Here is a 12,213-nt window from a genome sequence, read left to right on the forward strand (position 1 = left end):
AGCTTCCCACAGTACGCATGAAAAACGTGTTCGTCTTGCGCAGTCCCATTGTTCATCTTGCCTGGCCTTTGCTGCTGTTGCGAGCGCCTGTCTTGCTGGGTGCTGTGGACTTCGAAAAAGAGGTCTGGCCCATTTTGGTGGAGCATTGTCACTCCTGTCATGGACCGGAGAAACAGAATGGCGGGCTTCGGCTGGACAACAAGGCGGATGCCTTCAAACCAGGCGACTCGGGGGATCTCGCCATCGTGCCCCGATCCAGCGACACGAGCCTGTTGGTGACGCTGGTAAGAAGCCACGATGAGTCAGACCGGATGCCGAAGAGGGCAGATGCGTTGTCTCCCGCTCAAGTCGAACTGCTGCGCCGATGGGTGGACGAAGGGGCGGTATGGAAGCAGGATTCTCAACCAGTGAAGTCGGGCAAGACGGAAATGGTGGTGACAGATAAGGACAGGCAGTACTGGGCTTTCCGTCCGCTGCAAACCATCGTGCCGCCCAAGGTTCAGAACGAGACTGGGCCGAAGACGCCCATCGATCTTTTCATACTGGCAGCGCTTGAAAGCAAAGGGCTGGCCCCCTCCCCACGCATTAGCCGGAGTCAGGAGGTTCGGCGGCTCACTTACAACCTCACGGGACTGCCGCCTACTCCGGAGGAGACTGCAGCTTATGAAAAGGATACTTCGGGGAATGCCTATGAGGAACTGGTAAGTCGCCTGCTGGGATCTCCGCACTATGGGGAGAAGCGGGGCCGCATGTGGCTGGATGTGGCGCGCTATGCAGACAGCGATGGGTTTGAAGCTGACTACGACAGGCCTAGCGCTACCGCGATTTTGTGATCAGGGCGTGGAACGATGACATGCCCTTTGACCAGTTCGTGCGCTGGCAGCTTGCGGGGGATGAGCTGGCCCCAGATTCTCCGGAAGCGCTGGCGGCCACCGGCTTCCTCGCTGCTGGCCCGCAGGCGGAGACGCAGGCGACTGATCTGCCGGAAAACAAGGAGAAGGTCCGCTATGACAATCTGGACGATATCGTCTCAACGGTGGGATCCGCGTTCTTGGGCGTCACCATCGGTTGTGCCCGCTGTCATGACCACAAGTATGATCCGGTGCCGACACGGGATTACTACAGCCTGCTGGGTGCATTCGCCACGGCCCGACGTGGCGACCAGCCCCAGTCGCGCGCGCATCGCGAGCTGGGCCTCTGGCTGGAGCACCGTCAGGCGGAGTGGAGGGAGCAGCACATGGAGATGCTGCAAATTCCAGAAAAGGATCGGGTGCTGTTGCGGGCGGTCTTGAACAAGAACAATCAAACGCAGAAGGCGGTGTTCAAGAAATGGAGCGGTCCCCTGGTGGCAACGGAGGCGGATCTGCGGGCGTTCCTCACAGATGCCCAGAAGGCTGAGTTGACGGTATTGGAGGGCAGGACCAGAGCCGCAGGCATCAAGGATGTCCCCACGGTCTATGCGATGCTGGACTATAGCGCCACGCCTGAGCCCAACTGGCTGCTTCACAGAGGCGATCCCATGCAAAAGGCGGAGCCTCTGACGTTGGGCTTCCTCCAGGCGCTCACGCGTGACAGATCCGCCGAGGATTATTGGAAACAAGCTCGCGCCACCAGTCCCAGTACTTCAACAGGCCAACGGGCAGCGCTTGCGCAGTGGATCACAGACCCCAAACAAGGGGCTGGAGCCTTGCTGGCACGAGTGATCGTGAACCGGGTCTGGCAGCAGCATTTCGGCGAGGGGCTGGTGCGCACGGCGGGAGACTTCGGTCTGCAGGGTGACAAGCCCTCCCATCCCGAGCTTCTGGACTGGCTGGCGGGAGAACTGATCCGCAGCGGATGGAGGCTGAAGACCATCGAGAGGATGATCCTCAGCAGCGAGGTTTACAGCGAGGACACGTCATGGGATGGGGCCAGGGCGAAGGTGGACCCAGAGAACAGGTTGCTCTGGCGGCGGCGTCCACAACGACTGACCGGAGAGGAACTGAGAGATGCTGTCCTGCTGACCAGCGGCCGCCTGCAGGCCGAGGCATTTGGACCGGGCTTCAAGCCACCTGTGCCTGCGGAGGCCATGTCCACCCGCTCGGCAGACAAGTATCCCGACAAAGCGGAGGATGGCCCCGCACTGTGGAAGCGGGCGGTGTACATGTATGTGAAGCGTTCCGTGCGCTTCCCGATGATGGAGGTCTTCGATGCACCGGAGCCTCTGTCGGCGTGCAGCCGTCGGGCAGTGACGACTGCGCCGACACAGCAGCTCACACTCTTGAATGATCCTTTCATTCGACTTCGAGCGGCGGATTTCGCGAACCGGATTGCGATCGCGAAGCCGGGCGATATGAGCGGGCAGGTCAGGCTGGCGTTTCAGCTTGCGCTAGGGCGATCGCCGCAGGCTGCTGAGATGGCCAAGGCTGTGACGTTTATCCAAACAAGACAGAGCATGGGAGCGCCTGAGATCCTTGCCTGGACGGACTTCTGTCACGCACTTTTCACCCTCAACGAATTCATCTATGTCGATTAACGCCTCCTTTCAATCCTGTGGTCGCCACGATGGGTTCTGCAACCGTCGCGAAGCTCTGCAACGAGCTGGGAATGGCTTCGGCATGCTGGCCCTGGCCGGATTGCTGGGATATGACGGGCTGCTGAATGCGGCACCAGCGGAGAACGCGACGTTGAATCCCTTCGAGCCAAAGATGCCGCACTTTGCGCCCAAAGCGAAGTCGGTCATCTGGCTGTTCATGGAAGGCGGGCCCAGCGGGTTCGACCTTTTTGATCCAAAGCCCGCGCTGACGAAGTACCATGGCATGCGTCCGCAGATGGACATTCACACGCATTTCGGCAACCCGGGTCCGCTGTTGAAGTCCCCTTACGCCTTTCAGCAGTATGGCCAGAGCGGGGCCTGGGTCTGCGAGAAACTGCCGCACATCGCCCGGCAGGTGGATGACATTTGCTTCATCAAGTCTGCTTTGCCGAGTCGAACAACCACGCACCAGCTTTGATGCAGATGAACACAGGGGTGACACGGGTGGGCATGCCGAGTGCCGGCTCCTGGGTAAGCTATGGGCTCGGAACGCAAAATCAGAACTTGCCGAGTTTCGTTGTATTACAAAACTCTCGCGGCACCAAAGGGGGGCCTGCGAACTGGAGCTCGGGGTTCCTGCCTGGGGCTTATCAGGGGACGACGTTCCGCTCTGGCAAGAGCCCGATCATGAATCTGAAGCTGCCTCAAGACGTGGATCCGTCATCGCAGAGAGCGATGCTGGATTTGGCGTCGAGTCTGAACGGGGATCATCTCTCCAGTCATAAGGGCGAGTCTGATTTGTTGGCTCGTATTCAAAGCTATGAGCTGGCCTTCCGCATGCAGAGTGAAGCACAAGAAGTGGTCGATCTGGGGCAGGAGTCGGAACAGACGCGTAGCAGCTACGGGCTGGACCAGGAGTTGACGAGACCTTTTGGTGAGAAGTGCCTGCTGGCACGTCGACTGGTGGAGCGTGGGGTGCGGTTCGTACAGGTGTATTGCAACGATGAATGGGATGCACATGCCTCACTGCAGAAGAATCATGATGCGCGATGTGCGGAGACGGACAAGCCAGTGGCAGCGCTCCTGCAAGACTTAAAGCAACGGGGACTGCTGCAGGATACCTTGGTGATCTGGGGAGGAGAGTTCGGCCGCATGCCGGTGTCCGAGCAGGGGGCGGGGCGAGATCACAATCCTGGAGCCTTTGTCACCTGGATGGCTGGCGCAGGCATCAAGCCAGGCATGAGCTATGGCGAGAGTGATGAAATCGGTTGGAAGGCGGCGGTGGATCCGGTGTCAGTGCATGATTTGCACGCGACGATGCTGCATTTGCTGGGGCTGCATCACAAGAAGCTGACCTATGAACACAATGGACGTCCGTTTCGATTGACGGATGTGGAGGGGAATGTGCTGACGAAGATTCTGGCTTGAGTTGCAACGTCATCAGTAAAGGGAGGCAGGGACTTTCCAGTCCCGGACCCATCGCACGTCCCAGCGCATCATCCGGTGATTGACACCCAACCGGATGCCGCGTCATGGGACGTTTGTTACGGACCGGGACAAGAATGTCCCTCCCTCCTTTTACTGACCGCCTCCGTGCGACTGCTCAGGTGAGTGAGCGAAAGCCCTCCGTCTCCCGCCTCCCACCCCGCTCGCCATGCCGAAGGCATCCCAGAAGGCAACCGGGGGTCTGGGCTGTCCCCCAGTCACCGAACGTTCATCCAACACATCATGCCCCCAGTCACCCTTTTTGCCCACCACTCCCAACACCTGGCGGCGCAGCCGCTGTGGAGTGCGCGCGTGAAGCGCCGCTTTCGACTGCCGACAACAATCCCCCACAACCTCAACACTCCCGCCAGCCCCCCTGCTCCACCCATCAGGTTCAAGGAAACCCAACAATCCACCACAGCGGCGCTTCACGCACGCACTCCATAGCCCCGCAAGCGGGGCCAGGCGTTGTTCGCCCCCAGACTTCGGAACCTCTTCCGGCCTCCAATCTCACTTGGACTTCCGAGCTTCACGCCCCCAAATCCAGAAGGGATCGCAAAACAACTATACCAAAAAAACTCTCCGCCTCCCCCTCACTCCCCCACCGGCCGATGACTCGGGATCTGCGCCTTAAAATCTCCCAAACTGTTCCAATGCTCGCGCTTCTCCAGATCCACCTCCGCCATCACCACGGTGCCCCATTCTTTTCCTTGGGCAAGGACCCGGCCATCGTGCCCAAACACGGCTGAGATCATCCAGCCGTCCTCGGGTTTCATGTAGGTGCTGCTCACAAGGTACACGTGATTCTCACAAGCCCGCGCCTGGGCCAGGAGGGGATTGCAACCCCACACGGGCCACGCGATGACCTCGGCACCGTTCACGGTCAGATTGCGGGCGACCTCGGGGAAAAAGCCGTCGTAGCAGACCATCATGCCCAGCTTGCCAAAGCGGGTCTCGAACACAGGAAATTCATGCCCGGGGGCCACGCCGGCCTCCACCTCGCTGCGTGGCAGGCAGGTCTTTCGGTACTTGCCTTGAACCCTGCCATCCGGACCGATCAAGACGGCCACGTTGTACACCACCTCTTTGTCCTGCTCCACCAGTCCGGCCACGATGTAGAGATCATGCTTCTTGGCGAGCCCTCCGAAGTACTCGGTCACCGATCCCGGCACGGGCTCGGCGCATTCATGCATCTTCTTGCCGGTGCCGTAGTACGTCAGCGTTTCCGGCAGCACCACCAGATCCGCCTTCTGCTTGGCGGCCTCTTCAATCAAGGGGGCAAACAACGCGGCCTTCTCCAGCATCGTCTTCCCTTCTCGTGGCTGATAGTGCACCGTCGCCAGCCGGGCCTTCCGTTCTGGCATGGCCGCGACCTGCTCCAGACGGATATCGCTCCAGCTCACCCGGGCCTGGGGCCGCCACTGCAGCCAGAGTTCCACCACCGCCACAGTCGCCCCATTGGGTGCGAGGTAAGTACCCGACATCTCCTGCCAGCCATCCTTCACCACGCCGGTGCGGGCCGGATACTCCGGCTCTGCCTGCGGCGGTTCGCCAGGCCGGTAGGCGGTGAAGGTCGGTTCTGCATGCCGCACCGTCTTGCCTGCGGCATCCCGCCACAACACACGGGCTACGACCTGCTGTCCCTCGTGATTGACCCCTTCCGCCTGATACCACGCCGTGAACCGCCAGGGTTTGCCTCCTTGAACCGGGATCTCCCGGGTCCAGCAGCCTTGCAGGCCCTCGCGCTGATCCGCCGCGATCACCCAGGCCCCCTTCCCATCCCGTCCCCCGATGTCCACATGGCTGAAGACAGGGGCAATGCCCGGACGGGGCACGTAGGAGCGCCAGTCCGGCCCCGGCATGGGCGTGGAAACGTTCGCTGCCAGCAGAGCGCCAGCCATTCCAAGGACAAGAGTGACGGCGATGCTGGCAGCGAGCTTCATGATCGTGAGCTAAATTATGATTTCTTGTCGTCCAGACCGCGCTCGATCTTATAGAGCACGAACTGGGCATGAGCCTCATTGGCCGCCGCCACGGGATGATCCCGGTACTGGGACTGGATGGTGCGCAGCTGCGCCAAGGCCACACTCTGAACCGCCGGCTGATAGGCGCGACCGTTCACGATGTTCAGCAGGCGGTCCACGTAGTCCAGCTGGAGGTTCTGCCTCTGCGTGCTGACGGCAGCATCGGCCGCCTCACCCTTCATGATGGCAGCGGTGAGGTCCCCCATCATGGTCCCGAGGACATAACCATTGCCATACAGCGTGCTGTCCAGGATGCGGTGCTGCGTGTTCGGGTGCATGAGCTGGTCCAGCAGGGAGCGCTGGACCTTGAGGGCGCGCTCATGCAGTTTGGGATCCTCGCCGTTGTCGCGGAAGTCAAACCCGCGACGCTGCTGCTGGAGGTGGGCCAGGAGCGGCTCCGGCGCAACCCAGGCCTCCGGTCCGAAGGCGTACTTCGCCAGTGCGGCCATGGCGGCCTTTTGCTTTTCCACCTCTACGGGGCGGAAGGGATTTGGCGGATTGTCCTTCACCTGGCCGACATAGGCACGCTCTACGTACACGCCTCCCACGTAGCGGGAGATGGCGGTGAGGGCATTCCCCGACTCCGACGTCAGCGAGATGTAGGCGTTGGTCAGCTCCTGCCAGCTCTTGCCCTGGGTGGGGTAGTCAGCGAGAAGCTTGCCCGTGGCCTGCTTCACCAGTTCACAACGAGCCACGCCATAAGCCACCGGATCACTGCTCATGTCAAAAAGCATGGCTCGTGGGTCAATAGCCTTGCCGTTGGCGCGCATGTCATCCGCATCATTGGCAAACGCGAGTTGGGACTCATGCGAACGCCCGGCGATGGTGGCGAGGCGCTTGGTCTCCTCCTGAGGCTCTGGGGCGGCAACGCTGTAGCCGTAGTCAATGGCCCAGTCATCATACGGCCCGGGGGCATTGATGTAATACTGCCCCTGGCGCGCCCGATCCGGCCCCAAGTTCAACGGCATGTAGTCCATGACGGATCCACTCAGGCTGGTCTTCTCCGTCAGCGCGCGGTTCTGCAATTCTTCCGGTGAATGCAGATGGCTCGCGCGGAAGTTGTGGTTCAATCCGAGAGTGTGCCCCAACTCGTGCAGGATCAACTGTGTGAGGCTTTCCTTGAGCATCACATCGAAGTCCACGTCATCCGCCTTTCGCAGGCGCATCATCTGGTTCCCAAAGAGCAGCCCCTGCTGCATGACATTCGCGGCCATGCAGGAGTTCTTGTCAAAGAGATTGCCGCCCTCGGCCGCATCCATCCCGGCCAGACCCACCTCGTTCCAGAGACGGCGGGCCATGAGGCGGTTCTTCACAAACACAAACTCCAGCATGATGTCGGAGCCCAGAATCTGCCCGGTTCGAGGGTTCACAAAGCTGGGTCCGTAGCCGCCAAAGGGAGCCTTGGGCGAGGAGGTCCAGCGCAGCACGTTGTACTGGATGTCATCCGCATCCCAGTCCGCGTCGTCCGGCTGTTCCTTGATGATGAGGGCGTTCTTGAAGCCGATCTTCTCAAAGGACTTGTTCCACTGCAGGGCGGCGAGGCGGATGGTGTCGCGGAATTCCAGGGGCGTGGTGTTCTCAATCCACCACACGATGGGCTCCACGGGTTCGCTCAGAGCTGCGTTGGGATCCTTCTTTTTGAGGTCCCAGCGGTGGATGAAGTCGCGCCACGGGGTCACCTCCGTGGAGGTCTGGTCCGTGAGTTGGGTCATGAAATAACCCACCCGTGGATCATCCACGCGGGGCTGGTAGCCGTTGTCCGGCATGGCGATGAGCGTGTGCTGGATGGTCACGCTCACGTAGCGGGGGTCCACCACATCGCCCAGTTGTTTGTCATTGTCATTCCGTGGCGGCGTCGGGTTGTCGAACACGTACTCCACCGAGCAGAGCGTGTTCTTCGGGTAGGACTTCAGTTTGGTGAACTTCGTCTTTGTTTCGGAGAGCTTCCCGAGGAAGGCCTTCTCCCCGCCGCCAGGCTTCACCTGTAGCAGGGTCTCCTTCAGGAAGAGGTTACCGGCATTGAGCAGCACGCCCTCCGTGTTCTCTGCCACCACCGCTTCCACCGCCATGACCGCATGGCTGGTGTTGGCCTGGGCTGCCCGGGCCAGTGGGTGCATGGGGTCAAAGTAGAAGGCGGTGTTCTGTTTGACGAACTCCACCTTGTCGTAGCTGCGCTTCATGACGAAGACCGTCTCATCATGGAACTGGCCGCGGTTGTGACCGGCAGCGAGCACCCCCTCCACCGTGTGGGTGAAGTAGATGAACTCCTTCTCCATCTGATCCTTCCGCACAAAGAGATAGACCGTGCCGTTTTCGCGATCGCGATGTAGGTTGAAGAGCCCTTTGATCTCATCGCAGTTCTTCGTCACATCGGCGATGGTCTTTTTCTTGGGCGGCGCCGGCACGACCGTCACCGGGGCGGGGCGTTTTTCCTCCACCTTGGCCGCAGGAGCTTCCACAGGATTGGGTTTCACCTCCGGTTTGGCTGGCGGCGTTGCCGGGGCAGGGGTCGGAACCGGAGCGGGGACTGGCGACGGTGCAGGAGCCGGGGCCGGAGCGGGCGTCGGTTCTGGCTTGGGGGCCGTTCCGGATCCTGGGGCTGGGGCCGGCGCGGGTGCAGGCGCAGGCGTTGGAGCCGGAGCAGGTGTAGGCGTGGGGACGGGCTGGGGAGCAGGCTCCTGGGCTGCGCTCCAGACGGCGACGATCAAACAGGTCAGAGGTAGCGCGAGCAACCCGACTGGGCGGAGGGATAGTTTCATATCAAAATGGCTATTGCCAAAGACGCACCGCTGGGGCGTTTTTTTAGGATTACTTTGCCGCGAGGCTCGAAGAATCCCAATCCAGGCTCACAAAAACGGGGCGATGGTCTGAGCCAAAGTCCGGTCCCACCTCACGTCCGCCCACCTTCCAGTCAGGAGAGACGAAGACGTGATCAATCATGATCCGGTCGGGAAGCCACACATGTCGTGTGGCCTCAAAGAGCCGCCCCTGACTGGTGTCCACCAGCTGGGTCTGGTGCAAAAAGTCCTTGTAGAGCCAGGCCCAGGGGGTGCAGTTGAAATCGCCCGCCACAATCACGGCATGCCCCTCCTGCTGCCGTTGCAAGCTCCACAGCCTGATCTCTTCATGCATGACGCGCCGGTCCGCAATCTCGCCCGCTGACGTCGGATGCGAGGCGTGCACGTTCAGCAGACTCACCGTCCGCCCCTCAAACGCGAACTCGGCGAACATCCCGATTTTCTTGGGGCCATTTTCCCCCAGTTTGTGAAGGCCGGCCTTATGCCAGGGCCCCCGGCTCAGGATGGCCAGGCCCCATGATCCCTTGCGATGATACTCCAGCCGCTGGTGGGGATAGAGGTCCTTCAGGCGGGGCAGCATCTCTGCCCAGCGAGGCGAAACTTCCTGCAGCACCACCACATCGGGCTGACGCTCCCGCAACAGGGCCTCCAGCGCCGCATGATTCTGGTTCCGGCGGAGGAGGTTGATAGTGGCAATCTCCAGCGTCGAGTCATTGGCCACCACCGTGGCAGGTGCGGCAGCGGGCTGAGCATGAGGCCACAGCGCTGCGACATTCAATGCCAATCCCACCGAGCTGAGCCCGACGAGCTTCCACCGACGCAACCCCAAGCAGAGCAACAGTCCGAGTGCGAACGCCACCACATATTGGGGTCGCAGGTGATTGTACAGATCCGGGTACCAGTGCCAGCGGCCCGCAAATCCCAGCAGAGTCACCACCAGTCCCGCCGACAATCCCAACTCCAGCCAGTGCCGGACAACAAATCGGAGAAGGCTTCGAACTTTCATTTCGGCAGAGTGGGAGTCACTGGGTCAGTTCAGCCCAAAGATCTCCGCATCCCTCACCACGGGATAAGCCCGCCCACCCTGCGCACTTTCCGTCAGCAGCAGCAGTTGCTGCAGCCCGGCAGGGATTTCAGAAAACAACAAGGTGACCAGAAATTCCGGTCCCGCCTCGCTCACGTCCAACGGGGTGCATTCGATCACCCACCCCTGCACACTCCATTCACGATGAAGCCCAAGCAGATCCGTCTGGATCGAGAGGGCCAGTTCTGAAGAGACTTCCAAGGCCCTGCTGCTGGCGAAGATCACGCCAGTAGTGCTGATGGAACACATCCGGGTGACAACACTGCCCCCGCTCGCCGCTTTTGCCTTCCGTTGGTTCGCTCGTGTACCCATGGCTTTGCCTTGGTTTGTGCAACGGAAGGCAAGCTGCATGGGGTGCTCGGTGGTGTCAACCGAGTTGCATGTGAAAGATGAATATCTTCTTAATCAGAAGAGCGTGGATCAAAGGCATCCCGCAATCCGTCACCGAGGAAATTCAGTGCGAGCAACGAGGTGGACATCAAGCCCGCAGGGAAAGCGAGCAGCCACCACTTGCTGTCGAGTGGATTGATGACCTGCGCCCCATCCTTGAGCAGCGAGCCCCAGCTGGCCGCCGGATCTTCAATGCCCAGTCCGAGGAAACTGAGGAAGCTCTCGTCCCGGATCACTGCCGGGATGGTGAGCGTCAGATAGGTGAGCACGATGGTGCTCAGATTCGGCCACAGATGCTTCCATATGATGGACCAACCCTTCTGCCCCATGGCACGGCTGGCAGTCACAAATGCCAGCTCCTTCAAGACCAGCACTTGACCACGAACGATGCGCGCCATGGTGAGCCACTGGATGAACCCCAGGGAGAGCACCAGCAGGAAGATCCGCTTGTAGGGAATCATTGCACCAGCCCAAGCCTCCACCCAGCCCCAGTGCTCCCGCTGCCCCCAGAGGCGGAGGCCGTCCAGGGCATCCGTGAAATAACCATCGAAGGCCGCGATGAAGATCATCACAAAGAGCAGGCTGGGCACCGAGTTCAAGATGTCCACCAGCCGCATCATGCCGCCATCCACCCGGCCGCCGGCATAGCCACTGATCATGCCATAGGTGCCGCCAATCACGAGGCTCACCAGCGCCGCCACCAGGCCCACCCCCAGGCTGACCCGGGCTCCCGTGAGCAGGCGATAGAAAAGATCCTGCCCGTTCACATCCGTGCCCAGCAAGTGGCGGGAGATGCCGCCTTCGCACCAGGACGGTGGGACATAGGAAGACTCACTCACCATCTTCACCTCCGCAGGCAGGAACACCGGCACCACGATGGCCGCCAAAGCCACCACCACCAGGTACCAGAAGCAGAGCACGGCCACGCGATTGCGACGCAGCACCTGCCAGCCATTGGGAGGCGTACCGGTCCATCGGTTGGGCGTCGCGACAGCGTCAGGCATGCAACTGAATGCGTTTGTCGAGGAACGTGTACAGCACGTCCACCACGAAGTTGAAGAACACCAGCAGAGCGGAGTACACCACCACCGCCCCGGTCAGCAGGAAGGGGTCCGTGTTCTGAATGGCATTCACGAACACCATACCGAGACCGGAGATGTTGAAGACACTCTCCACCACAAAGGAGCCAGTGAGCACATAGGCGGCCATCGGCCCCATATAGGTGATGACGGGCAGGATGGCCACCTTCATGGCATGCCGTGCCAGGGCCGTCGCATCATCCAGACCTTTCGCCTTGGCCGTGCGCATGTAGTTCTGCGACTTCACATCCAGCAGGCTGTTCCGCGTCAACCGGGCCACGTAGGCCAGGAACGGAAGAGCCAGGCAGATCGAGGGCATGATGAGCTGCGGGATCGTGCCAAAGCCCCCGATGGGCAGCCAGCCGAGCTTCAGGCCAAATAAAGCGACAAAGAGCGGCCCGGTGATGAAGGACGGAATACTGATGGCCGCAAGGGCGACGAACATGCTGGCGACGTCCAGACCAGAATCCTTCCGCATCGCCGCTACAAACCCCATCGCCACGCCACCCACGGCCGCGATGACAAAGGCGCTGCCACCCAGGATCAGCGAATTCGGCAGCTTCTGCCCCAAGACTTCCGCCACCGAGAGATTCTGATACCGCAGCGAAACATTGAGGTCTCCACGCAGCAGGCGTTTCACATAGCGCTGCAACTGCCACCACTTGGGGCCATCCAGCTCCGCATTTTTCTCGCGTTCAGCCTTGGCTGCTGCGGTAAGCTTCTCCCTCTCAAACGGTCCACCCTTTTGAGAGATGGACAGGAGGAACGTCAGCGACACCACGAACCCCAGCACCACGAGGCTGCTGAGGAAACGTCGGAGGATGAACGCGAACATCGG

General features: G+C 60.8%; 6 protein-coding genes and 2 pseudogenes. 2 read left to right on the plus strand and 6 right to left on the minus strand.

Annotated features, from left to right (window positions below; all coding sequences use genetic code 11):
* Nucleotides 1-145 precede the first annotated feature (145 nt).
* Together BV106_RS39190 and BV106_RS01015 are read left to right on the plus strand one after the other, a co-directional pair.
* Nucleotides 146-2,512: pseudogene (locus BV106_RS39190) on the plus strand (DUF1549 domain-containing protein); the annotation flags it as partial.
* Nucleotides 2,505-3,943, plus strand: a pseudogene (locus BV106_RS01015) (DUF1501 domain-containing protein). The pseudogenes BV106_RS39190 and BV106_RS01015, both read left to right, overlap by 8 nt.
* Before the next feature lie 650 nt (nt 3,944-4,593).
* On the opposite strand, the gene BV106_RS01020 reads toward BV106_RS01015, so the two are convergent.
* The 6 genes from BV106_RS01020 to BV106_RS01045 form a co-directional block, all read right to left on the minus strand.
* Entirely contained in the window at nt 4,594-5,943 is a 1,350-nt protein-coding gene (locus BV106_RS01020; protein ID WP_051944664.1) for a carbon-nitrogen hydrolase family protein, read from the minus strand.
* A 14-nt stretch (nt 5,944-5,957) separates the two neighbouring features.
* Nucleotides 5,958-8,783 (minus strand): zinc-dependent metalloprotease, encoded by a 2,826-nt coding sequence (locus BV106_RS01025; protein ID WP_265595199.1) that lies wholly within the window; start codon nt 8,781-8,783, stop codon nt 5,958-5,960.
* Nucleotides 8,784-8,832: 49 nt separating this feature from the next.
* Nucleotides 8,833-9,828: an endonuclease/exonuclease/phosphatase family protein gene (locus BV106_RS01030; protein WP_081891416.1), complete on the minus strand. Its 996-nt coding sequence runs from the start codon at nt 9,826-9,828 to the stop codon at nt 8,833-8,835.
* 24 nt (nt 9,829-9,852) lie between these two features.
* Nucleotides 9,853-10,218: a hypothetical protein gene (locus BV106_RS01035; RefSeq protein WP_265595200.1), complete on the minus strand. Its 366-nt coding sequence runs from the start codon at nt 10,216-10,218 to the stop codon at nt 9,853-9,855.
* Between the two features lie 89 nt (nt 10,219-10,307).
* Nucleotides 10,308-11,300 (minus strand): ABC transporter permease, encoded by a 993-nt coding sequence (locus BV106_RS01040; protein ID WP_038159122.1) that lies wholly within the window; start codon nt 11,298-11,300, stop codon nt 10,308-10,310.
* Nucleotides 11,293-12,210 carry an ABC transporter permease gene (locus BV106_RS01045; RefSeq protein ID WP_038159144.1) on the minus strand — a complete coding sequence of 306 codons (918 nt, stop codon included), beginning with the start codon at nt 12,208-12,210 and terminating at the stop codon, nt 11,293-11,295. The genes BV106_RS01040 and BV106_RS01045 overlap by 8 nt, the downstream gene beginning before the upstream one ends.
* Nucleotides 12,211-12,213 lie beyond the last annotated feature (3 nt).

Source organism: Verrucomicrobium sp. BvORR106 (assembly GCF_000739655.1).
In the GTDB taxonomy this organism is placed as follows: Bacteria; Verrucomicrobiota; Verrucomicrobiia; order Verrucomicrobiales; family Verrucomicrobiaceae; genus Verrucomicrobium.